Here is a 26,521-nt window from a genome sequence, read left to right on the forward strand (position 1 = left end):
CTCGTGACTTCGTGTCCCTGCGCTTCGCTCCGGGCCACGAAGTCTTTGTTTTGCGGCTCCGCCGCTCTCCGCGCTGCGCGCGTCGATCACCGGGGTGAGCCCAAGTCGGGGGCGCTGACGCGCCGGGGGTGGGGCGGGTGGGCGCGGGGCGCGAGGTTGTGGGGCCGGGTTGTGGGGGTGGCGGGTGGGGCGAGGTCGCAAGTACATCGGGGGTGGGGGGACGAGGGCAGGGTGGGCGGGGCGAAGCGTGTCGCAGGTGGGGTGAACAGGTGGGCGGGCGGCGGGAGTAGGGCGGTTCGGGGGGCGGAGTCGGGGTGGTGGGCGAGGGTGTGACGTCACGAGGTGTCGTGTGGTGTGGTGGAGGGGTGGTCGTCGTGGGCGGGGCTACCGGGTTTCGGGGTGGTCAGGGGTGAGACTCGGGGGATGGAACGCATGACCGAGACTCAGTGGCGGGCTTTTCTCCTGGCCGGACCACGCACCGGGAAGCTCGCCACCGTACGGCCGGACGGCCGACCACATGTGGCCCCGATCTGGTTCGATCTCGACGATCGGGGCGAGACCGTCGAACTCGTCTTCAGCACGTTCGCGTCCTCGGTCAAAGGCCGCAACCTGGCCAACGATCCGCGCGTGAGCCTGTGCGTGGACGACGACCGACCGCCGTACGCCTACGTCGTGGTGGAGGGTGAGGCCCGAATCTCGGTCGACCCGGCCGACCTTCGGATCTGGCCGACTCGGATCGCCGCGCGCTATATGGGCACGGACAAGGTGGTCGACCGCGAGCCGATCGACGGCGAACAGGTCGTCCACGTGCACATCCACCACGTGGTCGCAGACCGGAACATCACCGGCTGAACACCCCAGGCTTTGTCTACGTCCAGCGATAGCCTTCGTCGACGAGTTTCAGCAGCAACCGCCAGGCGACCGGCCACGAATGTTCACGAGAATCCCTCTCGTGAACATCGCCCGTCGGCTGGGAAGCGCCTCCCGAACCCACTCGTGAATAAGGCCACACCCCCGACGCGACACCACCTGACACCTCGTGACGTCGCGCTCTCGACCGCACACACCCGACCCTGGCCACGGACCCCAATCCGGCGCCCGAACCGCCTTACTCCCGACACCCGCCCACCTGGTGGCCCCACCTACAACCCGGGTCGCCCCGTTCGCCGCGCTCGCTCCCCGAATTGGCCTTGCCCGCAGCCCTCACGACCCGACTCCACCGGCTTGCAGCACCGACGACCCGGGCCACCCCCGCACACAACTCCGGCCCACCAACCCACTGCACCCACGACTTCGGCCGCCAACCCACTGCGCTCGCGCCCGAGTCGGCGCATTCGCTCTACTTGCAAATCGGGTCGGCTTCGTTCGCACTCCTCACGACCCGACTCCACCGGTCTCCAACACCGGCGACCCGAGCCGACCCACCCACCCCGCGCCCCGGCCCACCAGCCACCACGCTCGCAGCCAAACCCGAGTGTTCGCAGCGCTCACGACTCGGGTCGGCCCGTCCCCCTGCCCACGACTCCAGCCCACCAGCCCCTCCGCCCCCACCTCGCTGCACTCGCACCCCGCCCCCACCCGCCCCACCCCCAGGCGCGTCAGCGCCCCCGACTTGGGCTCACCCCGGTGATCGACGCGCGCAGCGCGGAGAGCGGCGGAGCCGCAAACTTTTGACTTCGTGGCCCGTAGCGAAGCGAAGGGACACGAAGTCACGAGCGAGGGGCCACTTTTTTGTGGAGGAGCCCGCGACGGAGCAAAAAAGTGGTGCCTCGCGAGCCGGCGCCAAAGGCGCCCAACAAGAAGCAACGCCGCATCGCCGAAAGCCGCCCACCCGCCCGCCAAGCCCGCGACCCCGCCCCCGCCCCGCCCCCGCCCACCACGCCCGGCTCACGACTGACCAGCCCCGCCCGCTCCACTCACGACCGAGCCCCAGATGTCGGACTCGACATGCGACCGAGCCCCACCCCTCGCTCCACTCGCGCCCCCGCCCCGGATCTCGAACCCGCCCTACGACCGCCGTCGATCCCCTCGCCGCGCTCACGACCTCGCCCGGCTATCGGCCCCGGCACTCGGACCGAGGTCGTAAGCGCGGCGAGGGGATGAACGTCGGTAATGAGCCGCGCCGGATATTCCGGTCCAGGTCGTAAGCGCGGCGAGCCGGTGAGTCCCAACGCTGTACCCGACATCCGGTCGTAAGCCGGGTGGGACACCCCAGCCGAAGTGAGCAGCGCGGTGATGGGGTGAGCGTAGGTCGCAGGTCGAGCCGGACCCTCGGGCCGGGGCAGGATCGGGAGCGGGCCAACCAGGTCGGCCCCGATAGTGACCTGGGCCGGACGCTCGGGACAGGGTCTGGATCCGGCCAAGCAGGTGAGTCCCAATGGCGGGCCGAGCCGAACACCTGGGGCGGTGACGCGAACGGAGCAAGGTGGTCGACCTCGGTCACGGCCGGAGCCGATAGCCGGGCTCCAAACCAGCTCACGACCAACGCCCAATCCCCGCATGCCGAACCCGGCTCACGCCCGACGCCGCCCTCACCACCTCGGCCCGAGTACCGAATCCGGCGCACGACCAACCCCCACCCATCGCCACGCTCGCCATTCGCCCCGACAACCCGCCCCCACCCGAGCTTCGCCGCCCACCCCACCCGCGACCTCGGCCCGCCCAAGCCCCACAAACGCAACAGGGCCACCCCGACCAAGCCGAGGCAGCCCTGTACCCAAAAACGCCCTACACCCGCCCGCCGACCCTCACCACCATCGACGTGGCCCCGACCCCGACCCAACGCCCAGCATCGCCCAAACGACCCTCAGCCCTCGGCCTCAAGCCCTCAGCCGGAAGCCCTCGAACCCTCAGCCCGAAGCCCTCAAGCCCCGACCTGCCCCCGACCCCGACCCAGGTCCCGGCCCGGCCCCGGCCCCCGCCCAGGCCCCAACCTCACCGCCGCCCCCGCCCACCATCCCGCCGAGTCCCCCGAGTCTCCCGAGGTGCCGGCTCCAAGATCGCCACCGACTCCACGTGATGCGTGTTCGGGAACAAATCAAACGACCGCACCGACCGCAGCCTGAACCCGAACCCCGCGAAATACGCCACGTCCCGGGCCAGTGCCGCCGGGTCGCACGCCACATAGGCGACTCGACGCGGGGTCAGCCGTGCGATCCGCTCGACGACCGCCTTGCCCGCACCCGCACGCGGCGGGTCGAGCACCACGATGTCCGCGCGGCGCAGGAACCCGGGTCGGCCCAGCACCTTCTCCACCGTGCCGGTCTCGAAGCGCGCACCCGGCACGTCCCGAAGGTTGTGGATCGCGTCCTCGACCGCCTGCTTGGAGCTCTCGATCCCGATGATCGTGTCGCTGTCCGCCAACCGCTCGGAGATCGCGCCCGCGAACAGCCCGACTCCGCAGTACAGGTCGAGCGCCAGATCGCCCGGTCGCGGCTCCAGTCCCGCCACGACGGCCTGCACGAGTACGTCCGCCGCTGCCGGGTGCACCTGCCAGAAGCCGCCCGCCGAGACCTTCCAGGTCCGTCCCGCGGCCACCTCGCGCACCGCCGGTCGCCCGTGCACCTTGCGTACCCGGCCCTTGTCGTCGGCACGGAACACCGACACCGCGCGGTTCAGCTCGACGATCGGCATCCGCCCGTCCGCGCCCTCGGCGGGCACCACGGTCACCGCGCGATCCAGCGAACCCGTCGCCGAGACCGCCTCGACCGAGGCCACCCCGGGCCACTCGTGCGCCTCGATACCCAATTCCTCGACGCCGGGCGCCGCGATCGGGCAGGAGTCGATCGGCTGCACATCGTGCGAGCGGTGCTTGCGCAGCCCCGCGCGGCCGGTCGCCGGGTCCACGGCGAACTGCACGCGGGTGCGCCAGCCGAGGCCCTCGGCCATCCCGGGCGGGCTGTCCACGGCCTCGACCTCGACGTGCACGTCGACCTTGCCCAGCCGCAACAACTGCTCGGCCACGACATCCGCCTTGAGCCGGCGCTGCGCGGCGGGTGCGGCGTGCTGCCAGTCGCAGCCGCCGCACATGCCGGGGCCGGCCACCGGGCACGCGGGGGTGATCCGGTCCGGGGAGGCGGCCAGCACCTCGACCACGTCGCCGCGCAGGAAACGCGAGGTGGGTCCACCGTCGGTGATCTCCACGACGGCCCGCTCGCCCGGGAGTCCGTGCCGGACGAAGATGACGCGGCCCTCGTGGCGGGCCACGCAGTGCCCACCGTGGGCGACCGGGCCGATCTCGACCTCGTACCGCTCACCCCGCAGGGACTGGTCCGATTCGGGGGTGGTCGATCCGACAGGCACGGCACTCCTCGTACAACTCGTACAACATCGACAGGGGTTTCGGTGGTCCCTCGGCCGGCGGCGCCCGACGGCGACGCCCGGGGACGACACGGCGACACAAAGAAAGCGCCTCACGGAGGTGGGCGCGCATCCAGGGTAGTCCCTACCCGAACAAGCCGCGCCCACCGTCACGACGCGCCGTCCACCACCGCCGCCCGCACACCCCCCGGCCCGGACACCAGGCGCCCGGACCCGGCCCACACCCCCGGCCGAGCACCCGCCGACCGCACCTCAAACGCCCGTCAAGACTCCCCACCCGAACCACCCGAACCACCTGAACCGCCTGAACCGCCCGACCCACCCGACCGGTCCGAACCACCCGAGCCACCCGAGCCACCCGAGCCACCCGAGCCACCCGACCGATTCTCCGGCCGCACCGGCCGACTCTCCGCCCGCTCCCCCGCCCCCCGCTTCCCGTCCCCGCCTCGCGGCGTCCGCGCCGGCCCGCGCCGCACCGACCCCGGCGCGACCCACGCCTTCGGCTCCTTGAGCCGCTCGGAGGACTCCAACTGCCACGGCACCGAGGTGACCATGACCCCGGGTGTGAACAGCAGCCGGCCCTTGAGCCGCAGCGCACTCTGGTTGTGCAGGATCTGCTCGTACCAGCGCCCGACCACGTACTCGGGGATGTACACGTTCACCACATCGCGCGGACTGGACCGACGCACCGACTTCACGTATTCGATCACCGGTCGGGTGATCTCGCGGTACGGCGAGTCGAGCACCTTGAGCGGCACCTCTATACCCCGCTCGTCCCACTCCCGGCGCAGCGACTCGGTCTCGGCCGGGTCGACGTTGACGGTGACCGCCTCGACCACGTTGGGGCGCGAGTATCGGGCATAGGCCAGCGCCCGCAGGGACGGCTTGTGCAGCTTGGACACCAGCACGATCGCGTGCACGCGCGAGGGCAGCTTGGTGTCGTCGATCTCGACCGCGGCCAGCTCGGCGGCGACCCGGTCGTAGTGCCGGCGGATCTGCTTCATCAGCAGGAACAGGAAGCCCATCGCCGCTATCGCGATCCAGGCGCCCTGGGCGAACTTGGTCACCAGCACGATCACAAGAACCGTGCCGGTCATGAACAGACCGAAGGCGTTGATCACCCGGCTGCGCATCATCCGGCGGCGCGCGGCCGGGTCGGCCTCGGTCTTCAGATGCCGGGTCCAGTGCCGGATCATGCCCGCCTGGCTCATCGTGAAGGACACGAAGACGCCGACGACGTAGAGCTGGATCAGCTTGGTGGGTTCGGCGTCGAACGCGATGATCAGCACGATCGCGAACGCGGCCAGCATGATGATGCCGTTGCTGAACGCGAGCCGGTCGCCGCGCGTGTGCAGTTGCCGGGGCAGGTAGCGGTCCTGGGCCAGGATCGAGCCGAGCACCGGGAAGCCGTTGAACGCGGTGTTCGCGGCCAGGATCAGGATCAGGCCGGTGACCGCGAGCACGAGGTAGAACAGCGGCGACGCGAACGTGCCGCCGAAGACCGCGTCGGCGACCTGCGCCACCACGGTCTTCTGCTCGTAGTCGGCGGGCGCTCCCTGGATCTGGGTGGCCGGGTTCTCCGCGAAACGCACCTTCGTCATATTGGCCAGCGCCAGCATGCCCATCAGCATGGTCACCGAGATGGTGCCCATCAGCAGCAGCGTGGAGGCGGCGTTCTTGCTCTTGGGCTTGCGGAACGCGGGGACGCCGTTGCTGATCGCCTCGACGCCGGTGAGGGCGGCACAACCGGAGGAGAAGGTGCGCAGCAGCAGGAACACCAGCGCGAAGCCGCTGAAGCTGTCCTCGGCCTCGATGTGGAATCCGGCGCTCTCGGCCTCCATGTCCGCGCCGGTGGAGGCCCGGATCAGGCCGAACAGCGTCATCCCCAGGATGGCCGCCATGAAGGCATAGGTGGGAACCGCGAAGAGCTTGCCCGACTCGCGGACACCACGCAGGTTCATCGCCATCAACAGCAGCACCAGGCCGACCGCCAACAGCACCTTGTTCGATTCCAGCGCGGGCACCGCGGAGGCCATGTTGGCCACCCCAGAGGAGACCGACACCGCCACGGTCAGCACGTAGTCGACCAGCAGCGCGCTGCCGACCGTCAGGCCGGCGTTGGGCCCGAGGTTGACGCTCGCGACCTCGTAGTCGCCGCCGCCGCTGGGATAGGCGTGCACGTTCTGGCGGTAGGAGGCGACGACCGTCAGCATGACCACGACGACGGCCAGTCCGACCTTCCACGAGAAGTGGTAGGTCGCCATTCCCGCCATGGAAAGGGTGAGCAGGATCTCGTCCGGCGCGTACGCGACGGAGGACAGTGCGTCGGAGGCGAAAATGGGCAGCGCGATGCGCTTCGGCAGGAGCGTCTCGGACAGCTTGTCGCTGCGCAGGGCTCGGCCGACAAGGATGCGTTTGGACAGATCGGTCAGTCTTGACACGCAGGTGATCGTAAGCCCATCGACTTTCGCCGGGCCGGGGGCATGCCGTAAGGCGTCCACGTGTAACGTCTCGGCGAGGTCTGCCACCCTGGTAACACCACATACGAGCATCAGACCGGGCACAACGGACCAAATCCGGAAGGACGGCCGTGCACATCGTCATCATGGGCTGCGGGCGCGTGGGTTCCACGTTGGCCCAGACGCTCGAGGAGCTGGGGCATTCGGTGGCGGTCATCGACCGCGATCCGTCCGCGTTCCGCCGGCTGGGGTCGCACTTCTCCGGCCGCCGGATCAAGGGCATCGGCTTCGACCAGGACACCCTGCGCGAGGCCGGTATAGAAGAGGCCGGCGCGTTCGCGGCGGTCAGCAGTGGCGACAACTCCAACATCATCGCGGCGCGCGTCGCGCGCGAGACCTTCGGCGTGGAGAACGTCGCCGCGCGGATCTACGACCCGCGCCGGGCCGAGGTCTACGAACGCCTGGGCATCCCGACGGTGGCCACCGTGCGCTGGACCGCGGACCAGATGTTGCGCCGGTTGTTGCCCAGCGGCGCGGAGCCGCTGTGGCGCGATCCGTCCGGGAGTGTGCAGTTGGCCGAGGTGCACGTGAACTCGGCGTGGGTGGGCCACCGGATCAACCGGCTCGAACAGGCGTCGGGCGCACGCGTCGCCTTTGTCACCCGTTTGGGCGAAGGCATCCTGCCGACCTCCGAAACCGTGATCCAGGAGGGCGACCTCGTGCACGTGGTCATGCACCAGGCGGATGTGGCCGCCGTCGAGGCGGCCTTCGAGAAAGCGCCGGAGGAGAGCTGATGCGGGTCGCAATCGCGGGCGCGGGGGCGGTGGGTCGCTCCATCGCGGCCGAGTTGTTGGAGAACGGCCACGAGGTGCTGCTCGTCGACAAGGCGCCGGACGCCATCAAGGTGGACAGCGTGCCGCAGGCCGAGTGGCTGCTCGCCGACGCGTGCGAGATCTCCTCGCTCGACGAGGCCGCGCTGCAGCGCTGCAACGTGGTGATCGCCGCGACCGGTGACGACAAGGTCAACCTGGTCGTCTCGCTGCTGGCCAAGACCGAGTACGGGGTCCCGCGCGTGGTCGCCCGGGTGAACAACCCGAAGAACGAGTGGCTGTTCAACGAGGCGTGGGGGGTGGACGTCGCGGTGTCCACGCCGCGACTGATGTCGGCACTGGTCGAAGAGGCGGTCAGCGTCGGTGACCTGGTCCGGCTGATGCGGTTCAGCCAGGGCGACGCCAACCTGGTCGAGCTGACCCTCCCCGGCGACGCCGCCCTCGTCGGCACCCGCGTCGGTGACGTGGCATGGCCCGAGGACACGGCGCTCGTGACGATCATCCGCGAGGGCCGCGTACTGGTACCCGGCAAGGACGACTCGTTGGAGGCCGGCGACGAACTGTTGTTCGTCGCGGCGCCGCATCGCGAAGAGGAACTGGAAGAGCTGTTGTCGGCCTGACCGACAACGCGGTGGAGTGGACGCTCAGGCGGCGGCCAGGTCACCCATGACCTGGTCCGCCTCCTCGCTGAAGGCGCGCGCGAGCGGCTCCCGGCCGTACGGGCGCAGCCGCCTGCGGAAGTCCGCGAGGAAGTCGTTGCACTGGGCGGACGACAGGTTGCCCGCGATCCGCAGCGCCTCGGTGGCCTTGCCGCAGGCCGCGTCCAGGTCGCCCTGGGCCAGGTGGGCCGCGGCCATGAAGGTGGTGTCCTGGGCACACCGGCGGGACGCGCCGGCGCGGCGCAGTTTGATCGACTCGCCCGCGAAGTCGTGGATCCGGTCCGGTAGGCCGAGGTCGCGATGGCTGTGCGCGAACTCGTGTTGCAGCTCCGATTCGTCGAAGTAGTTGCACCAGGAGGGGTCGTCCTCGATCGGGCCGGCCGCGTCCAGGTGCCGCTCGGCGATGCCCATCGCCCGTTCGCACGCGCGCCGATCGCCCAGCGCCGCGTAGCCGCGCGCCTCCATCGCGGCCACGATCGCCCGCGCCCGGGGACCCAGCGCGCCGCCGGCGCCCTGTTCGGCGGCCCGGGCCAGTTGTACCGCCTCCCAGCCGTGCCCCAGGTAGACCGACTGACAGGCCATGTTGGCCATCACGTAGGCCCCGTAGGCCGGGTCGTCGGCCGCCTGGGCCAGCCGCAGGGCCTGGATGTGGTAGCGCTGGGCCAGCGCGTGCCGGCCGGAATCGAAGGACAACCAGCCTGCCAATTCGGTGAGTTCGGCGACGGCACGGAACAACCGGCGGCCCACCTCGTCACCGTAGGAACCGGCCAGCTTGGTGCGGGCGACGCCGTTGAGGTGGTTGACGACGGTGTCCCGCAGATCCCCGCCGCCCTGTGCGCGGTCGAGTCGGCGAAAGGCCAGGACGGTCTGGTGGATACGTAGGACGTCCGCGTCGCGCACGGTGACGGGACCGCGCGAGGCGAGCTTCTCGGGCTCGCCCTCGGCCCGGGACGCGGTCGACCAGAACAGCGCGGGGGCGGCGAACGCCCCCACGCCGAAGGCCGTGTTGGCCAGGAAGGTACGGCGGTTCATGTCTCTCTCCGACAATTCGGCCACGGCGTGTCTGACTTCGGCCGCGGTCCGGGCGACTTTCAGCCCGTCGAAGGGGTCGGGGTTCGGTGGCCGCCGGTCGCGCATCCCGAGGTCCTCGACCGTGAGTTCGCAATCCAGGCGCCGACCGAGAGCCTCGGCCAACAGCTCCGGAATCGGCCAACGCGGCTGTGCGCCTTCCAGCCAACGGGCCACCGAGGTGTGGCTGCACCCGAGGTGCAGCCCGCGTCGCTCGGCGACCGAGTTGACCCAACGGGCCAGTTCGCGCCGGGAGAGACCGGCTTCCGCTACCAATGCGATGAGGTCACCGTTTCCGGCCACCGTCCCCGCCTCCTTCGTCCACTGGAGGTCTAACGGGGACGCTAACGGCACGGTTACGCGATCATGCGGGAATAGCCGATTGGACCGCACATGGCCCAAATTCTCCGTAATCGACCGATGCGCCATACCCGAATGATCACCGCGATGATCACTTCGGCACCCACCCGAACCGGCCCGGCACGGCTCGCACCATCCACCGCCACACGACGACGACCCGACGACCCGACGACCCGCGACGATTCGACGACCCGCGACGATTCGACGACCCGACAGCCCGACGAGCAACCGCTCAATCCGCGACGCGGTCTTCCCGCCGCTCGTCCCGCTGCTCGCCCACCGGCGCCGCCTCGACCGCCGCCGAGCCGTCTTCGGCGTCCTCGGCGTCCTCCACCTTCACCGGCGGCGGCGCCTTCGACATGATCAACCAGGTGATGTAGCAGACCACCAGGAACGGCGGCACGCCCAGGGCCACCTTGGCGATCCCCAGCGCCGTGACATTGCCGGTCCAATAGATCGGGATCTGGATCACGATCCGCAACACGAACATCACGAACCAGACCCAGGTCGCCCGGCGATACGCCGCGAACCGGGCCGGGTTCTGCCGCCAGGTGAAGTTCTCGCCCAGCGCCGGGCCGAGCACGATGCCGATGAGCGGCCAGCGCACCAGGATCGAGATCAGGTAGGCCAGCGCGTAGGCGCCGTTCAGCAACATGCCGAAGGCGTAGAAGTTCTCCGCCTTGCCGGACTTGACCGCGATCCAGCCGGCCAGCGCGACGCCCAGGAAGCCGCCGAGTGCGTGCTGCAGGGTCTCCCGGCGCGCGATCCGAACCACCGCGAACGCCAACGCGACGGCGCCGGCGGTCATCGCCGAGGTCCACGTGGAGTGGCTGATCGTGAAGGCGACCACGAACACCAGGCCGGGCACGGTCATGTCGATCATGCCGCGCACACCGCCGAAGGCGGCGATCATCGAGGCCGCGCTGTCGGTGGGGGCCGGCTGCTCGCCGGGCGCGTCGGAGGCGGACTTTTCCATATGGGCGGTCACTCGTTCACTCTCGGCCGACGGGGCGCAGCTCGTACCTGGGGTTGAACAGGACGGGGCGGCCCGCAGTGGTGCTCACCCGCCCGTGGGCGACCAATTGCCGCCCCGGCTCGATCCCGGCTATCCGCCGCCGACCGAGCCAGACCACCGACAGCGCCGCCGAACCGTCGTACAGCTCGGCCTCGAGCGCGGGCACGCCCGCGCGCGGCCGGAAGGTCACCGTGCGCAGCGTGCCGCCGACCGTGATCAGGTCCCGTTCGACCACGTCCACGATCTTGGTACAGCCGAGCCGCTGGGTGTCGTGCAGCAGCTCCTCGGCGTGCAATTCCTCATGGGTGGAGGTCCACCGATCCAGCATCCGCCGCAATCGCCCGGATCGACGCTCCACCCCGGCTGCGCTACCACTCATGCCGGCAAGGGTACCGCCTATCCAACGGCCCTCGGCTGCCCGAAAGTGCCCGCCCGCCGGGGCCGGCGGCCCACCGGGTGAGGCCGCGAGCTATCCCTCGAAGCGATAACCCATCCCCGGCTCGGTCAGCAGATGGCGAGGGTGCGAGGGGTCGTGCTCGAGCTTGCGGCGCAACTGGGCCATGTAGACCCGCAGGTAGTTCGTCTCCGTCCCGTACTGCGGCCCCCACACCTCCTGCAACAACGCGCGCTGGCTGACCAGCCGGCCGGCGTGCCGGACCAGCACCTCCAGCAGGTGCCACTCGGTCGGGGTGAGCCGCACGTCGGCTCCGTCCCGGGAGACCCGTTTGGCCGCGAGATCCACCGTGAAGGATTCGGTGACCACGACCGGCGCCTCCTCCTCGGGCACCGCACGCCGCACCGCCGCGCGCAGCCGCGCGAGCAACTCGTCCATCCCGAACGGCTTGGTCACGTAGTCGTCCGCGCCCGCGTCCAGCGCCGCGACCTTCTCCGCCGACGCGTGCCGTGCGGACAGCACGATGATCGGGATCCTGGTCCAGCCGCGCAGTCCCTTGATCACCTCGACCCCGTCGATGTCCGGCAGGCCCAGGTCGAGCAGCACCACGTCCGGATGCCGGTCGGCGGCGGCGGTCAGCGCCGCGGTGCCGTCCCCCGCGGTGTCCACGTCATAGCCGCGGGCCTTGAGGTTGATGGCCAGGGCCCGCACGATCTGTGGCTCGTCGTCGACGACCAGGACCCGTGTCATCGCTGTTCCTCCCAAGTGGTTCGCTGATCGGTCGCGGGGGTCCGCCCCTCGCCCGCACTCTCGACTTCACGAGCGCCCGCGCCCGCACCCACGCCGGCGCCCGCACCGGCACCCGCACCCGCACCCGCGAGCGGGGCCGTGCGCAACGCCAGCACCATCGTCAGCCCGCCGCCGGGCGTGTCCTCGGCCGTCAACGTGCCGTCCATGGCTTCGGCGAAGCCACGCGCGACCGCCAACCCGAGTCCCACCCCATTGCCCTTCGGCGCGTCCCCCAAGCGTTGGAACGGCTCGAAGATCCGCTCCTTCGACTCGTCCGGCACACCGGGCCCGCGGTCGGCCACCCGCAGCTCGACCCGGTCCTTGAGCGCGCCCGCCGACACGTGCACCCGGCGGCCCGGCGGATTGTGCTTGACCGCGTTCTCGATCACGTTGGCCAGCACCCGCTCCAGCAGGCCCGCGTCCGCGGACACCGCGGGCAGCGTCTCGGGGATGTCCAGCGCCACCCGGTCCTCGGCGACCCCGGCCAGCGCGCCCGGCACCACCTCGTCCAGACCGATGTCGCCCATCAGCGGAGTCACCGTCCCGGTCTGCAACCGGCTCATGTCCAGCAGGTTCCCGATCAGCGTGTCCAGCCGGTCCGCGCCGAACTCGATCGCCGCCAACAGCTCGGCCTCGTCCTCCTCCGACCAGCTCACATCCTCCGCCCGCAGGCTCGACACGCTGGCCTTGATCGTGGCCAGCGGCGTGCGCAGGTCGTGCGAGACCGCCGCCAGCAGCGCGGTGCGAATCCGGTTGCCCTCCTTGAGCCGACGCGCCTGGGCCGCCTCGGCAACCAACTGTCGGCGCTCCAGGACCACCGCGGCCTGCGCGGCGAACGCCCCGAGCACCCGGCGGTCCTCGGCGGGCAACACCCGCCCCGACAGCGCCAGCGCCAGCGAGTCGGACACCGGCACGTCCACGTCCGCGTCCTCGGGCCTGACCGCCGGATGCGGCCCCACGCTGCCCACGCACAACCACGGAGTGTGGTGCTCCTCGCGCTGCAGCAGCGCCACCGACTCCATCCCGAACGTCTCGCGCACCCGGTCCAACAGCGCCGGCAGCGCCTGCTCGCCGCGCAGCACACTGCCCGCCAGAAAGCTCAGCGTCTGCGCCTCGGCCTGACTTCGCGCGGCCTGATGGGTACGTCTGGCCGCCAGGTCCACCACCGAGGCCACCGACAGCGCGACCAGCACGAAGATGCCCAACGCGAGCATGTTCTCCGGATCGTCGATGGTCAGGTTGTGCAGCGGCGGCGTGAAGTAGTAGTTCAGCAGGATCGAGGACACCACCGCAGTGAGCACGGACGCCCACAATCCGCCGAGCAGCGCGACCGCGACGGTGACCGTCAGGAACAGCAACATCTCGGTGGACAGGCCGTGGCTGTCCCGGGTCGCGTCCAGTGTGTAGGTGAGTGCCAGCGGGCCGATCACGGTCACCGCCCACGACGCGATCCGCCGGCCGCGCCCCAGTGGGGAGCGCATCGGGCGCAGCACCCGCCCCACGCCCGCGTGCTCGTGGGTGACGATGTGCGTGTCGATGTCGCCGGACTGCGCGGCCACGGTGGCGCCCACGCCCGGGCCGAACAGGTACTGCCAGGGCTTGCGCCGGCTGCTGCCGAGCACTATCTGCGTCGCGTTCACCCCGCGCGCGAAGGACAGCAGCGCGGTGGGCACGTTCTCGCCGACCACCGAGTGGAAGGTGCCGCCGAGCGACTCGACCAGCGCGCGCTGGCGGGCCAGCGCCTCCGGGGAGGCGCCGGTGAGGCCGTCGCTGCGCGAGACGTAGACCGCGAGCAGTTCGCCGCCGGAGCCGCGGGTGGCGATCCGCGCGGCCCGGCGCAGCAGCGTCTCGCCTTCCGGGCCGCCGGTGAGGCCGACCACGATCCGCTCGCGGGCCGGCCAGGTGGCGTCGATCTGGTGTTCGCTGCGGTACTGCTGGAGGTATTCGTCCACCCGGTCCGCGGTCCACAACAGCGCGAGTTCGCGCAACGCGGTCAGGTTGCCGACCCGGAAGTAGTTGGACAGTGCCGCGTCGACCTTCTCCGGCGCGTACACGTTGCCGTGTGCCATCCGCCGGCGCAGCGCCTCCGGCGCCATGTCGACCAGCTCGATCTGGTCCGCCCGGCGGGCCACCTCGTCGGGCACGGTCTCACGCTGCGGCACCCCGGTGATCGACTCGACCACGTCGTTGAGCGATTCGAGGTGTTGCACGTTCACCGTCGAGATCACGTCGATCCCGGCGTCGAGCAGTTCCTCGATGTCCTGCCAACGTTTCTCGTTGCGCGAGCCCGGCACATTGGTGTGCGCCAGCTCGTCCACGAGGGCGATCCTCGGTCGCCGTGCGATGACGGCGTCCACGTCCATCTCGGTGAACGCGCCGCCTCGGTGGATCATGTCCCGCCGGGGGACGACCTCCAGACCCTGTAGTGCTTCCTCGGTGGTGGGTCGGCCGTGGCATTCCACGAAACCGACGACGACGTCGCTGCCGCGCCTGCGCCGACGTTGTCCCTCGCCCAACATCGCGTAGGTCTTGCCGACGCCGGGTGCCGCACCGAGATAGATCCGGAGCTTGCCGCGTGCCATGTCACCCATTCTCTGCCTCGGGGTGGGGAGTGCCGACACCGGCACTCCCCGTCCCCGGCCCGCCACGACCGCCGGGATCAGCCGGCGAGTCGGGCGAGCGCGATGTTGAGGTCCAGCACGTTCACCCGTTCCTGGCCGAGGAATCCGGCGTTGGGCGCGTCCACGTGCTTGTCCACCAGGGCGCGCACCTCGGCCGGGTCCAGGCCGCCGCGCTCCTTGGCCACCCGCTCCACCTGGAGCAGCGCGTAGGCCCGGGAGATGTGCGGGTCCAGGCCGGATCCGCTCGCGGTGACCGCGTCCACCGGGACCCGGTCCTCGCTCACGCCGTTGAACTTGGCGACCTGTGCCTTGCGGTCGCCGATGAGCTTGACGAAGGTCGGGTTCTCGGGGCCGTAGTTGGACGCCCCCGAGGCCAGGCCGTCGTGGTTCGAGGCCGACGGACGCGGCTGGAACCACCTGGGGTCCGGCAGCGTGCCGACTCCCTCGGCCTGCTCGGCGGTCAGCGCGCCGCCGCCCTGGAGGTAGGTGTAGCCCGCGCCGTCCGCCGTGGCGAGCACCTCGCGGCCGTCGGCGTCGAACTTGCGCGGGTCGCCCTGCGCGTCCACCAGGTCGAAGGACTGCCCGATCAGGGCGGAGCCGACCTTCCTGCCGTTGACGCTGACCATCGAACCGTCGGCGTTGTCCTTGAACAGCGCCTGTGCGATCCCGGTCATGGACAGCGGGTAGAGCACGCCCAGGAGCACGGTGAGCACCAGGAAGGCCCGCAGGGACGCGCCCAGGACACGGATACGGGTACTGAAGTTGGTTGCCATCTGAATCAGCCGATTCCGGGGATGAGCGAGACGAGCAGGTCGATGAGCTTGATCCCGACGAACGGGGCGATCAGGCCGCCGAGACCGTAGATCCGCAGGTTGCGACCGAGCAGCTTGTCCGCCGACATCGGCCGGTAGCGCACGCCCCGCAGGGCCAGTGGGATCAGCGCGACGATGATCAGGGCGTTGAAGACGACCGCCGAGATGATCGCCGACTCGGGGGTGGCGAGCTGCATGATGTTCAGCTTGTCCAGCGGGCCGAGCGCCTCGGCGCCCTTGATGCTCGCGAACATCGCCGGGATGATCGCGAAGTACTTCGCGACGTCGTTGGCGATCGAGAACGTGGTGAGCGCGCCGCGGGTGATCAGCAACTGCTTGCCGATCTCGACGATCTCGATCAGCTTGGTCGGGTTGGAGTCGAGGTCGACCATGTTCCCGGCCTCTTTGGCCGCCGAGGTGCCGGTGTTCATCGCCACGCCCACGTCGGCCTGGGCCAGCGCCGGTGCGTCGTTGGTGCCGTCGCCGGTCATCGCGACCAGCTTGCCGCCGGCCTGTTCGCGCTTGATGAGCGCGAGCTTGTCCTCGGGGGTGGCCTCGGCGAGGAAGTCGTCGACGCCGGCCTCGTCCGCGATGGCCTTGGCGGTCAGCGGGTTGTCGCCGGTGATCATCACGGTCCGGATGCCCATCCGGCGCAGTTCGTCGAACCGCTCCCGCATGCCCTCCTTGACCACGTCCTTGAGGTGGATCACGCCCAGGATCCGGGCGCCGTCCACGTCCTCGACCGCGACCAGGAGCGGTGTGCCGCCGGCGGCGGAGATGCCGTCGACCAGTTCGCCGGACCGGGCCGGCACCACGCCGCCGCGCTCGGACACCCACGCGTTGATCGCGGAGGCGGCGCCCTTGCGCACCATCCGCCCACCGCAGTCCTCGGTCAGGTCCACGCCCGACATCCGGGTCTGCGCGGTGAAGGCGATCCATTCGGCGTGCGTGAGCTCGCCCTGGTGCCGCTCGCGCAGCCCGTACCGCTCCTTGGCCAGCACCACGATCGAGCGGCCCTCGGGCGTCTCGTCCGCGAGCGAGGACAACTGCGCGGCGTCGGCCAGTTCGGCCTCGGTCACGCCGTCCACCGGGACGAACTCGGACGCCTGTCGGTTGCCCAGGGTGATCGTGCCCGTCTTGTCCAGCAGCAGCGTCGACACGTCGCCCGCCGCCTCGACCGCGCGTCCCGACATGGCCAGCACGTTGCGCTGCACCAGTCGGTCCATGCCCGCGATGCCGATCGCCGACAGCAGCGCCCCGATGGTCGTCGGGATCAGGCAGACCAGCAGCGCGACCAGGATGATCAGCGACTGCTCGGCGTGCGCGTACATCGCGATCGGCTGCAGCGTGACGACGGCGAACAGGAAGACGATGGTCAGCGACGCGAGCAGGATGTTGAGCGCGACCTCGTTCGGCGTCTTCTGCCGGGCGGCGCCCTCGACGAGGGCGATCATCCGGTCGATGAAGGTCTTGCCGGGCTCGGTGGTGATCTTGACGACGATCCGGTCCGACAACACCTTCGTACCGCCGGTCACCGCGGACCGGTCGCCGCCGGACTCGCGGATCACCGGCGCGGATTCGCCGGTGATCGCCGACTCGTCCACGCTGGCCACGCCGTCCACGACGTCGCCGTCACCGGGGATGATGTCGCCGGCTTCGCACACCACGAGGTCGCCGACGGCCAACTCGGTTGCCGCGACCCGCTCTTCCCTGCCGGCGACCACGCGCCGGGCGACCGTGTCGGTCTTGGCCTTGCGCAGCGTGTCGGCCTGCGCCTTGCCGCGCCCTTCGGCGACCGCCTCGGCCAGGTTGGCGAACACCACGGTCGCCCAGAGCCAGACGGTGACCACCCAGGCGAAGACACTCGGGTCCTTGATCGCCATGACGGTCGTGATGACCGACCCGATCTCGACCACGAACATGACCGGTGTGCGGACCATGACCCGGGGGTCGAGCTTGAGCAGGGCTCCGGGCAGCGACTTGAGCAGTTGGCGGGGTTCGAACAGGCCGGCCGAGACCCGGCCGGGGCCGGTGGGTGACTCGACGTGTTCTTCGGTGGGGCGTATCGCGGTGTCTGTCATGCCAATCCCTCGGCAAGCGGCCCGAGAGCCAGGGCGGGGAAGAAGGTCAGGCCGGTGATGATCAGGATCACGCCGACGAGTTGGCCCACGAACAGGGGCCGATGCGTCTGCAGGGTGCCCGCCGTGTCCGGAACGCTCTTTTGTTCGGCCAGTCGACCGGCGAGGGCGAGCACGAGGCAGATCGGTACGAATCGGCCGATCAGCATGGCCAACCCGATCATCGTGTTGTAGAACTCGGTGTTCGCGCCGAGCCCGGCGAACGCGCTGCCGTTGTTGTTGGCGCCCGAGGTGAACGCGTAGAGCACCTCGGAGATGCCGTGCGGCGAATCGGAGTTGAGGATCGCGGCCTGTTCACCGGGCAACGCGAGGGCGATGCCGGTGAAGGTCAGGATGGTGGCGGGGACCACCAGGATGTACATCGCGACCAGCTTCATCTCGCCGGCGCCGATCTTCTTGCCCAGGTACTCGGGTGTGCGGCCGACCATCAGACCGGCGACGAAGACCGCCAGGATCGCCATGATCAGGATCCCGTACAGACCGGAGCCGACACCGCCCGGCGTGATCTCGCCGAGCATCATCCCCAACAGGGTGATGCCGCCGCCCAGTCCGGTGTAGGACGAGTGGAACGAGTTGACCGCACCGGTGGAGGTCATCGTGGTGGACACCGCGAAGACCGACGAACCGGGGATGCCGAACCGCTGTTCCTTGCCCTCCATCGCACCGCCCGCGAGTTCGGGGGCCGCGCCGTTGCCGTGCGCCTCGGTCCACCACATCAACAGGACGGCGACGAACCAGATCACGAACATCGCGGCGAGGATCGCGTAGCCCTGCTTGAGGTTGCCGACCAGGCGCCCGAAGGTGCGGGGCATCGAGAACGGGATCAGCAGGATCAGGAAGATCTCGAAGATGTTGGTGAACGCGTTGGGGTTCTCGAACGGGTGCGCGGAGTTGGCGTTGAAGAAGCCGCCGCCGTTGGTGCCGAGTTCCTTGATCACCTCCTGCGAGGCCACCGGACCACCGGGGATGGTCTGCGATCCGCCGGAGAGCGTCCGCACGGTCTGCGGGTCGGCCAGGTTCTGGATGGTGCCGGACGCGACCAGCACGATCGTGCCGATGATCGCGATCGGCAGCAGGATCCGGATCGAACCGCGGATCAGGTCGACCCAGAAGTTGCCGATCTCGCCCGAGCGGACCCGAACGAACCCGCGCACCAGGGCGATCGCCACCGCCATGCCCACCGCGGCCGACACGAAGTTCTGCACGGTCAGCCCGACCATCTGGACCGTGTGGCCCATCGCGGTCTCACCGGAGTACGACTGCCAGTTCGTGTTCGCGGTGAACGACGCGGCGGTGTTGAACGCCTGGTCCGGCGTGATCGGCTTCATCCCGAGGTCGAACGGGAGGTGGTCCTGGAAGCGCTGCAGGGCGTACAGGCCCAGCAGCGAGAACATCGAGAAGCCGAGCACGCTGCGCAGGTAGACGGTCCAGCGCTGCTCGGCGTTCGGGTCGGCGCCGATCAGCTTGTACAGGACGCGCTCACCGCGCAGGTGCTTGTCGCTGGAGTACACCCGGGCCATGTAGTCGCCGAACGGGCGATGGACCGCGGCCAGGACGGCTATCAGCAGGGACAGCTGGAGTATCCCCGCGAGCGTGACGCTCACCTAGAACCTCTCGGGGAAGATCAGGGCCAGGACCAGGTAGCCGAGCAAAGCGATGGCAACGCTCAGGCCGACGATGCTGTCCGCGTTCACAGCTTCGCCACCCCCTTGGCGATCAAGACGACCAGCGCGAAGAACGCGATCGTCAGGAATACGAAGGCCAGATCAGCCATCGCGGATGCTCCTTGGGACGGACAGGCGCTTGATCGCCCGTAGCGAGGTCATTGATAGCACTTCCAAGCCGTCAAAAATCCTCATAAACAGGGCAAAACCGAAAGCGTTGGCGGCGCCCTAACGCACCCATATGCCTTCTTGACGCGCCCTTGACATCAAGATTCGACGCCCCCGGAACCGCGCCCGCGCGCGGGCCGGTGCCACACCCGTCCACGCCCCCACTCACGCCCCGCCCACGCCCCCGACATGCACGAAGCCCGGCCCCGCCTTTCGGCGGAACCGGGCTTCGGTGTCTCTCGGGGACCTGCGCCGTTACCGGACCTCGGTGATCTCCGGGCCACGCTGGAACGGGTCCAGGTCGCCCGCGAAGCGGTCCTCCTCGGCGCCCTGCGGCGGCACCGCGAGCCCGCTGTTCGGGTCGACCTGCGCGTTCTCCGGCAGGCGGAGCAGGATCGGGTCGCGCGGCGCCATCGGCTCGTTGCCGCGCACCACCACGGTGTCGCGGAACATGCTCTCCAGGTCGGCACCCACCGCGGGGTCCACTGCGGCACGACCGGAGATCACCCCGCGCAGGAACCAGCGTGGCCCGTCGCAACCGACGAAGCGCACCAACTGGTGGCCCTGTGTGCCGTCCGGAAGCTGGACCGGCACCTGGGCCCGCAGTTCCCAGCCCAGGCCGGAGTCCTGCTCGTCCACGATGCCACCCTGCTGGGTGATCCCGGAGGCGATCTCGGCGCGCACCTCGTGCCAGATGCTCTCGTTGCGCGGGGCGGCGAACGCCTGCAGTTGCAGACCGCTGTCCTCCAGCACCACGGTGGCCGCGATGATCAGGTCGTTGGAGACCTCGACCCGCAACTCCATCCGCGGGTCGCTCGGGATCAGCATCCCGCCGAGGTCGATGCGGTCCTCGTGCGGGTCCTCGAGCTCGTCGAAGTCCCACGGACCGTCCGGCCGGGGCGCGGGCGGGATCGGTCGGCTCAGCTCGTCGAGGTCCGAGTCGTCGGAGCCTTGCCCGGCCCCGTCGCTCGAAGCCTCGTCGGCATCGCCCTCGTCCTCGATGATGCCGTCGAGGTCATCGTGCTCCTCGACGGGCAGATCATCCTTTTCGCTGCGTCGGCGACGACCGAACACGTCACAGTCCTTCCCTGTCGGAAGCCGAGTCTTGCATGCCCGCGTTGCCCGCCGCCCCGGCGCTCGAAACGCCGATCGCGGCGTGGCCGCCGGTGGATCCGAAGCCGCCTTCGCCGCGCCCGGAACCGGGCAACTCGGCGACCTCGTGGAACCCCGCTCGCTCGACTCGTTGGATCACGAGTTGGGCGATTCGGTCGCCGCGACGAAAAACGACCGGCGTACGCAGGTCGTGGTTGACCACGACAACCTTGATTTCGCCACGGTATCCCGCATCGACGGTGCCTGGGGCGTTCACCAGGGATACTCCGCACCGCGCGGCGAGTCCGGAGCGCGGGTGCACGAAGGCGGCATAGCCGTCCGGGAGCGCGATCGCGATGCCGGTGGGCAGCACCACACGCTCACCGGGGGCGATCTCGGCGTCCTGCGCGGTCACCAGATCGGCGCCGGCGTCGCCGGGGTGCTCGTACGCGGGCAGCGGCAGTTCGGGGTCCAGCCGGCGCACCAGGATGTCCACACTCGTGCTCACGGGTTCACCTCGAACGCTCGGGCCGCCTTCATCAGGTCGGGGTTGTCCATGACGCGCTGTACGTCTTCCGCACGTCCATTGTCGACGAAGTGCTCGAGTCCCACGCTCACGAACAGCGCCGCCGCCTCGACCGCGACCGGTCCGTCCGGGGCGTCGAGCCGGCCCACCGCGCGCAGGTAGATCTTGCGGCCGGCCACCGCCTCGCACCACGCGTGGATGTACAGCGTGGACCCCACCGGCACCGGGCGACGAAAGTCCGTCTCCAGGTGCCCGGTCACCGCCGTGGTGTGCAGCATGTACCCGATCGCGCCGAGTGCCTCGTCGAACGCGCAGGTCAGCAGCCCGCCGTGGGCCAGGCCCGGGGCTCCCTGGTGCAGCGCGGTGACGGTGAACTCGGCGTCCACGGAGACGCCCTCGCCGGCGCGCGCGCGAATGCGCAGCCCGCCCGGGGCGGCCTCGCCGCAGCCGAAGCAGTCGCTGTAGTGCTCGCCCAGCTCGGTGCCGGGAGGAGGCGCGCCCGGGTGGAGCCGGGGCACCACCGCTTCCGGAGGCGGGGTCAGGGATGTTGGTCGACTCACGCCGAAGGACACTACCGTCGTTCCGACCGACACCCGCGCAGCGGCTTGGGAGCCGCCGGCGCCGCGGCCCGAAAGGGGCGCGGGACGGAAGGAAGCGCATGACCAAGAGTGTGGTCGTCACCGGGGCGACCGGTGGGATCGGCCTTGCCGTGGCCCTGGAGCTGGCCGGATCCGGCTTCGACGTGATCGGCACGGCCAGGACCCACGAGCGGGCCGAGCGCCTGCGCGAGGCCGCCGAGCGGGCCGAGGTGGGCGTGCGCACGGTCCTGCTCGACGTCGCCGACGCCACCTCGACAGTGCAGGCCTTCACCGAGATCGCCCAGATGACCGCGGGCGGCCCGTGGGCCGTGGTCAACAACGCCGGGATCGCGCAGCCGGGTGCGATCGAGGACGTGGACGACGAGCAGATCCGCGCCCAGTTGGAGACCAACCTGGTCGCGCCCGCGCGGATCGCCCGGCTGGTGCTGCCGCAGATGCGCAGACGTCGGGACGGGCGGATCGTCAACATCTCCTCCCTCTCCGGCCGCGTCTCGACCCCGTTCGTGGGCTGGTACTGCGCGAGCAAGCAGGGGCTGGCCGCGATCACCGACGCGCTGCGGATCGAGACGGCCGGGTTCGGCGTCAAGGTGGTGCTGATCGAGCCGGGCAGCTTCGGCACGAACATCTGGGAGCGCGGCATGTCCCGGCTGCCGCCGCGCAAGACGTCGGCCTACAACGACTCCTACGACCTCGTGGACGACGTGGCGCGCCGGGCGAAGGCGCTGCCCGCTCCGACGCCGGTCGCGCACGCCGTACGCGTCGCGCTGAGCGTGCCCAGACCCCGGCCGCGCTACCTGGTGGGCAACGACGCCAGAGCGGGTGCGCTGCTCGACCTGGTGGCCCCGACCGCTCTTTCGGATTACGCCAAAGGAGTGGCGACCGGCCTGCGTACGCCGCCGGAGCGGGTCACCCGCGCGCTGGCCCGGTTGACCCGGCGGCACGGCCCCCGCTGAACCGCGTCGGCCGCCCATGACAGGCTGGTGCCATGCAGGCGTACAGCGAACGACTCGGCGTGCCGGCCTCGTGGTGGGCCCTGACCGTCCTGATGGCCGTCTCGGGCGGGTTGGTGGGCCTGGCCTTCGGGATCGTGGCCACCATCGTGCTCGCCTTGGCCCTGGGCGCCCTGACGGCCTGGGCCACCAGTGCCTACGGCGCGGCGCGGATCACCGTGACCGATACCGAGCTGCTGGCGGGTCGGGCCAGGATTCCGCTGACCGCGCTCGGTGCGGGCGTCGCGCTCGACCCCGAGCAGGCCCGCTCGCTGCGGATGGAGAACGCGGACCCGCGCGCGTTCATGGTGCTGCGCGCGTACATCCCGGGAGCCGCGCGGATCGAGGTCACCGACCCGGCCGACCCCACGCCCTACCTGTATCTGTCCTCGCGCAACCCGCAACGTCTGGTCGACGTGGTGACCGCGCTGCGCGCCCGCGCCTGACCGGACGCGGACGGATCGATCCCGGCTCGGGCGAGCCGGGAGTGCGTGCGGGATCCGGCGCCGAGTCGGGCACCGGACAGTCAAGAACGCCCGCCGGTGCATCGGCGGACGTTCGACTTCGTACGTCATGCGTGCGGTTTCATCGTTTCCCACGCTCCGTATCGTGCTCTCGCGTTCAAGGACGCTCGGCGAACGTCGACGGTCCAACTCCTGCCGGTACCCGTATGGCGTGTGCAGGGTTGCCGTTCATCGCCGGTCGTCCTCGACCGCACACGATCAGGCGCAGTCGCTGCAGATCGCCTGGCCGTCCTTCTCCTTGGCGAGCTGGCTGCGGTGGTGCACCAGGAAGCAACTGGAGCACGTGAATTCGTCGGCCTGCTTCGGGACGACCCGGACGGACAGCTCCTCATTGGAGAGGTCCGCACCGGGAAGCTCGAGAGACTCGGCCTGCTCGAACTCGTCGACGTCGACCGAACCGGCCGACTTGTCCACGCGCCGAGCCTTCAGCTCCTCGATGCTGTCTTCGTTGATGTCGTCATCGGTCTTACGCGGGGTGTCGTAGTCGGTTGCCATGTACCTCTCCCCCTCCGGGTGGATCTGCGGTGCTGGGTCATGCGGACATCGCCCGAGGACCTTCGTGGACGATGCCTTCAGCGCACGTAACGCGCGAGGGGCCGGAGTTGTGCCCGACCCGGAGCGCAGATTTTGCCTTACATCAAGGCTCGTTACGCAATCGACACCCAACCGAACCCCCAAAGAGGTGACTTGGTTGGATGGGGGGCCACTGTAACCCCGTACCGCCCTGCACAACCAGGAGGAATCGTGACGGTCTACGCGCTGGGTGATCAAGTGCCCAAGGTGCACCCCGATGCGTATGTGCATCCCGACGCGGTCGTGATCGGCAGCGTGGAGATCGGCGCGGATTCTACGGTGTGGCCGGGTGCCGTATTGCGCGCCGATCACGGCCGGATCGTGATCGGCGAGCGTACGTCGGTACAGGACGGGTGCGTACTGCACACGACGGCGCCGTGGCCGACGGTAGTGGGCGACGAGTGCGTGATCGGTCACATTGTGCATTTGGAGGGCTGCGTGATCGAGGATCGTTGCCTGGTGGGCAACGGCGCGGTGGTCATGCATCAGGCCGTGGTGCGCACAGGTGCCCTGGTGGGAGCGGGTGCGGTGGTCGGAAATCGGATCGAGGTGCCGTCCTACGCGATGGCGCTCGGGGTGCCGGCGAAGATTCGTGAGAACGCGGTCGCGCCCGGCGCGTTCGCGGAGGCGGTGCGCAGTTACGTCGAGAACGGTCGTCGATTCCGTCGGGACCTGTACCGAATCGACTGATCGGCACGAGGCGCCACGACCGGCGGGTGTGGCGGATCGCACACGCCCGCTTCGGTTTGAAGGCCCCGTTCGCCCCCGTATATAAGTGCGACACGGGGGGCTGGGAATCACACGGGGAGTGTTGTGCTCGAGCTGGCCGGCCTGGACAAACGGTTCGGTGGGAAGGTCGTCCTCGACGACCTCTCACTGACCGTACAACCAGGCCAAATGTTTGGTTTCGTCGGTACCAACGGTGCCGGAAAGACCACGACCATGCGCATCGCGCTGGGCGTGTTGGCGTCGGACGCCGGGGAGATCCGTTGGCGCGGCGCGCCGGTGGACCGCGGCATGCGACGACGGTGGGGCTACATGCCCGAGGAGCGTGGGCTGTACCCGAAGATGCGCATCCGGGATCAGCTCGTCTATCTGGCCGAGTTGCACGGCATGACGCGGACCCGGGCGCACGAGTCGGCCGAGCACTGGTTGGACCGGCTCCAGGTGGCGGGCGGGCCGACGGATCGGCTGGAGACCCTGTCCCTGGGCAACCAGCAGCGGGTGCAGTTGGCCGCCGCGCTCGTGCACGAGCCGGAGCTGCTGGTGCTGGACGAGCCGTTCTCCGGTCTCGACCCGGTCGGCGTCGACGTGATGGCCGGCGTGCTGCGCGAGCGCACCGCCGCGGGTGCCTCGGTGGTCTTCTCCAGCCATCAACTCGAACTGGTCGAGTCGTTGTGCGACGCGGTCGGGATCATCAACAAGGGACGCATGCACGCCGTCGGCACCGTCGCCGAGCTGCGCGGGGACGACCGCGCGGTGCGCTACCGGGTGCGGCTCGCGCAGGCGCCGACGGGCTGGGCGGACGAGGTGTCCGGGGTCAAGGTGCTCTCCGCGCAGGAGGACACGGTGCTGGTCGAACTGCTTGCCGGGACGAGCGAGCAGACGCTGCTCGACGCGGCCCGGGCGGCGGGCCGGGTGCTGGCCTTCGCGCCCGCGACCCCCTCGCTCGCCGAACTCTTCCGCGAGGTCGTCAACGGGACGGAGGTCGGCGCGTGAGCACCGGCGGCAGCACGTTTTGGTCCGCCGTGCGGCTGGTCGCGCGCCGCGAGTTCACCGAGCGCATCCGGGACCGGGGCTTTCAGGTCTCGGTCGGGGTGATGCTGGCCATCCTGCTCGCGTCGGTGGCCATCCCGGCCGCGCTCGGCAGCGGCTCGGACAAGTACGACGTGGCCTTCCTCGGCCCGCGGCACACCGAGTTGGCGCAGACCGCCCGGCACCAGGCGACGCTGCTGGACGTGGACGTGCGGGTCGGCTCGGTCGCCGATCGCGCGGCGGCCGAGAAGGCGCTTTCCGACGGGAAGCTGGACGCGGTCGTGGACGACGGCCGGATCCTGGTGGACAGCAAGCTGGCCGACCCGTTGGCGGCCGTCCTGCAGAGCTCCTGGGCCACCGTGGAGCGCGACCGGCGGCTGGGTACGGCGGGCATCGACCCGGGCGCGGTGAACCAGGCCTCGACGATCGCGCCGATGCCCAAGACCACCCTGGATCCGGACGCGGACCAGCGCGACGCCCGCAAGGGCATCGCGTTCGTCGGCACGCTCGTGCTCTACGGCATGCTCATGTTGTTCTGCATGTGGGTGGCGAGCGGTGTGGTCGAGGAGAAATCCAGCCGGATCGTGGAGATCCTGCTGGCGACCGTGCCCGCCCGGGCGCTGTTGACCGGCAAGGTCCTCGGGATCGGCCTGCTCGGTCTGCTCCAGATGCTGGTCACCGCGGTGGTCGGATTGGCCGCCGCGTCGGCGCTGGGCACCATCGAGTTGACGGGCGCGATGATCTATCCGGTGGCGCTGGTGCTGCTGTGGTTCGTGGTGGGCTACGCGATCTACGCGTGCCTGTTCGCCGCCGCCGCGGCCCGGGTCTCCCGGCAGGAGGATCTGCAGAACGTCGTCACGCCGATGACCTCGCTGCTGATCGCCTCGTTCCTGGCCGCGATCTTCCTCGGCCAAAAGGGCGGCACGCTTGCCCACGTGCTGGCCTATGTGCCGCCGTTCTCGGCGATGTTGCAACCGGCGATGACCGCGGCGGACGAGGTCTCGGTGGCGGAGAACCTGGCCGCGTTCGCGATCGCGCTGCTCGCCCTGGTCGCGCTGGTGCGGCTCGCGGCCCGGATGTACGAGGGCGCGGTGTTGCGGATGGGCGGCAAGGTCGGCTTCAAGGAGTCGCTGGGCGGGTCGGCCCGCAAGAGCTGACCCGGCGGG

Annotated in this window: 23 protein-coding genes; 8 read left to right on the top strand and 15 right to left on the bottom strand. The window is 70.0% G+C overall.

Annotation, left to right across the window (positions count from 1 at the left end; all coding sequences use genetic code 11):
* The first annotated feature begins 423 nt into the window (after positions 1 to 423).
* Positions 424 to 852 carry a PPOX class F420-dependent oxidoreductase gene (locus tag ACFXMF_RS29030; RefSeq protein ID WP_360319350.1) on the top strand — a complete coding sequence of 143 codons (429 nt, stop codon included), beginning with the start codon at positions 424 to 426 and terminating at the stop codon, positions 850 to 852.
* A 2,082-nt stretch (positions 853 to 2,934) separates the two neighbouring features.
* Here the strand turns inward: ACFXMF_RS29030 and ACFXMF_RS29035 are convergent.
* Both ACFXMF_RS29035 and ACFXMF_RS29040 read right to left on the bottom strand, forming a co-directional pair.
* The gene (locus ACFXMF_RS29035) at positions 2,935 to 4,302 is read right to left on the bottom strand and encodes a class I SAM-dependent RNA methyltransferase (protein WP_360312950.1); all 1,368 of its coding nucleotides are present in this window, start codon (positions 4,300 to 4,302) and stop codon (positions 2,935 to 2,937) included.
* Between the two features lie 281 nt (positions 4,303 to 4,583).
* A complete protein-coding gene (locus ACFXMF_RS29040; RefSeq protein ID WP_379989941.1) occupies positions 4,584 to 6,761 on the bottom strand; it encodes an APC family permease in 2,178 nt (725 codons plus the stop codon).
* 149 nt (positions 6,762 to 6,910) lie between these two features.
* On the opposite strand from ACFXMF_RS29040, the gene ACFXMF_RS29045 reads away from it, so the two are divergent.
* On the top strand, positions 6,911 to 7,573 hold the full coding sequence (locus ACFXMF_RS29045; protein WP_360312946.1) for a TrkA family potassium uptake protein: 663 nt from the start codon (positions 6,911 to 6,913) through the stop codon (positions 7,571 to 7,573).
* On the top strand, positions 7,573 to 8,229 hold the full coding sequence (locus ACFXMF_RS29050) for a TrkA family potassium uptake protein (RefSeq protein ID WP_078974936.1): 657 nt from the start codon (positions 7,573 to 7,575) through the stop codon (positions 8,227 to 8,229). The genes ACFXMF_RS29045 and ACFXMF_RS29050 overlap by 1 nt, the downstream gene beginning before the upstream one ends.
* Before the next feature lie 24 nt (positions 8,230 to 8,253).
* Here ACFXMF_RS29050 and ACFXMF_RS29055 read toward each other — a convergent pair whose 3' ends face one another.
* The 12 genes from ACFXMF_RS29055 to ACFXMF_RS29110 form a co-directional block, all read right to left on the bottom strand.
* Positions 8,254 to 9,639 carry a hypothetical protein gene (locus tag ACFXMF_RS29055; RefSeq protein ID WP_360312944.1) on the bottom strand — a complete coding sequence of 462 codons (1,386 nt, stop codon included), beginning with the start codon at positions 9,637 to 9,639 and terminating at the stop codon, positions 8,254 to 8,256.
* A 289-nt stretch (positions 9,640 to 9,928) separates the two neighbouring features.
* Entirely contained in the window at positions 9,929 to 10,672 is a 744-nt protein-coding gene (locus ACFXMF_RS29060; protein WP_379989940.1) for a DUF3159 domain-containing protein, read from the bottom strand.
* 16 nt (positions 10,673 to 10,688) lie between these two features.
* Positions 10,689 to 11,090 (bottom strand): OB-fold nucleic acid binding domain-containing protein, encoded by a 402-nt coding sequence (locus tag ACFXMF_RS29065; RefSeq protein WP_360312941.1) that lies wholly within the window; start codon positions 11,088 to 11,090, stop codon positions 10,689 to 10,691.
* Between the two features lie 90 nt (positions 11,091 to 11,180).
* Entirely contained in the window at positions 11,181 to 11,855 is a 675-nt protein-coding gene (locus tag ACFXMF_RS29070; RefSeq protein WP_360312939.1) for a response regulator, read from the bottom strand.
* Positions 11,852 to 14,476 carry an ATP-binding protein gene (locus tag ACFXMF_RS29075; RefSeq protein ID WP_379989939.1) on the bottom strand — a complete coding sequence of 875 codons (2,625 nt, stop codon included), beginning with the start codon at positions 14,474 to 14,476 and terminating at the stop codon, positions 11,852 to 11,854. The genes ACFXMF_RS29070 and ACFXMF_RS29075 overlap by 4 nt, the downstream gene beginning before the upstream one ends.
* A 77-nt stretch (positions 14,477 to 14,553) precedes the next feature.
* Positions 14,554 to 15,288, bottom strand: a complete 735-nt coding sequence (locus ACFXMF_RS29080) for a potassium-transporting ATPase subunit C (protein ID WP_360312935.1) — start codon at positions 15,286 to 15,288, stop codon at positions 14,554 to 14,556.
* Positions 15,289 to 15,293: 5 nt separating this feature from the next.
* Complete coding sequence (gene kdpB, locus ACFXMF_RS29085) at positions 15,294 to 17,408, bottom strand: potassium-transporting ATPase subunit KdpB (RefSeq protein ID WP_379989937.1); 2,115 nt, start codon at positions 17,406 to 17,408, stop codon at positions 15,294 to 15,296.
* Positions 17,405 to 19,069, bottom strand: coding sequence for a potassium-transporting ATPase subunit KdpA (kdpA, locus tag ACFXMF_RS29090; protein ID WP_379989935.1), 1,665 nt, complete (start codon positions 19,067 to 19,069; stop codon positions 17,405 to 17,407). Before kdpA ends, kdpB begins: the two co-directional genes overlap by 4 nt.
* Complete coding sequence (gene kdpF / locus ACFXMF_RS29095) at positions 19,070 to 19,159, bottom strand: K(+)-transporting ATPase subunit F (protein WP_020555859.1); 90 nt, start codon at positions 19,157 to 19,159, stop codon at positions 19,070 to 19,072.
* A gap of 393 nt (positions 19,160 to 19,552) precedes the next feature.
* Positions 19,553 to 20,371: a DUF3710 domain-containing protein gene (locus ACFXMF_RS29100; RefSeq protein ID WP_360312929.1), complete on the bottom strand. Its 819-nt coding sequence runs from the start codon at positions 20,369 to 20,371 to the stop codon at positions 19,553 to 19,555.
* A 1-nt stretch (position 20,372) separates the two neighbouring features.
* On the bottom strand, positions 20,373 to 20,897 hold the full coding sequence (gene dut / locus ACFXMF_RS29105; protein WP_360312927.1) for a dUTP diphosphatase: 525 nt from the start codon (positions 20,895 to 20,897) through the stop codon (positions 20,373 to 20,375).
* Entirely contained in the window at positions 20,894 to 21,475 is a 582-nt protein-coding gene (locus ACFXMF_RS29110; RefSeq protein WP_379989933.1) for a PaaI family thioesterase, read from the bottom strand. The genes dut and ACFXMF_RS29110 overlap by 4 nt, the downstream gene beginning before the upstream one ends.
* Before the next feature lie 98 nt (positions 21,476 to 21,573).
* Here ACFXMF_RS29110 and ACFXMF_RS29115 point away from each other — a divergent pair, with 98 nt between their 5' ends.
* Together ACFXMF_RS29115 and ACFXMF_RS29120 are read left to right on the top strand one after the other, a co-directional pair.
* A complete protein-coding gene (locus tag ACFXMF_RS29115; protein WP_360312923.1) occupies positions 21,574 to 22,467 on the top strand; it encodes an SDR family oxidoreductase in 894 nt (297 codons plus the stop codon).
* A 32-nt stretch (positions 22,468 to 22,499) separates the two neighbouring features.
* Positions 22,500 to 22,949: a DUF3093 domain-containing protein gene (locus ACFXMF_RS29120; RefSeq protein WP_379989931.1), complete on the top strand. Its 450-nt coding sequence runs from the start codon at positions 22,500 to 22,502 to the stop codon at positions 22,947 to 22,949.
* A gap of 276 nt (positions 22,950 to 23,225) precedes the next feature.
* On the opposite strand, the gene ACFXMF_RS29125 is transcribed toward ACFXMF_RS29120, so the two are convergent.
* Positions 23,226 to 23,522, bottom strand: a complete 297-nt coding sequence (locus tag ACFXMF_RS29125; RefSeq protein ID WP_020555852.1) for a DUF4193 domain-containing protein — start codon at positions 23,520 to 23,522, stop codon at positions 23,226 to 23,228.
* 249 nt (positions 23,523 to 23,771) lie between these two features.
* On the opposite strand from ACFXMF_RS29125, the gene ACFXMF_RS29130 reads away from it, so the two are divergent.
* The 3 genes from ACFXMF_RS29130 (at position 23,772) to ACFXMF_RS29140 (ending at position 26,512) form a co-directional block, all read left to right on the top strand.
* Positions 23,772 to 24,290, top strand: a complete 519-nt coding sequence (locus ACFXMF_RS29130; RefSeq protein WP_360312919.1) for a gamma carbonic anhydrase family protein — start codon at positions 23,772 to 23,774, stop codon at positions 24,288 to 24,290.
* 123 nt (positions 24,291 to 24,413) lie between these two features.
* On the top strand, positions 24,414 to 25,319 hold the full coding sequence (locus ACFXMF_RS29135) for an ATP-binding cassette domain-containing protein (protein WP_360312917.1): 906 nt from the start codon (positions 24,414 to 24,416) through the stop codon (positions 25,317 to 25,319).
* Positions 25,316 to 26,512, top strand: a complete 1,197-nt coding sequence (locus tag ACFXMF_RS29140; protein WP_379989930.1) for an ABC transporter permease — start codon at positions 25,316 to 25,318, stop codon at positions 26,510 to 26,512. The genes ACFXMF_RS29135 and ACFXMF_RS29140 overlap by 4 nt, the downstream gene beginning before the upstream one ends.
* Positions 26,513 to 26,521: the final 9 nt, after the last annotated feature.

This window comes from Embleya sp. NPDC059213 (genome assembly GCF_042754445.1).
In the GTDB taxonomy this organism is placed as follows: domain Bacteria; phylum Actinomycetota; class Actinomycetes; order Streptomycetales; family Streptomycetaceae; genus Embleya.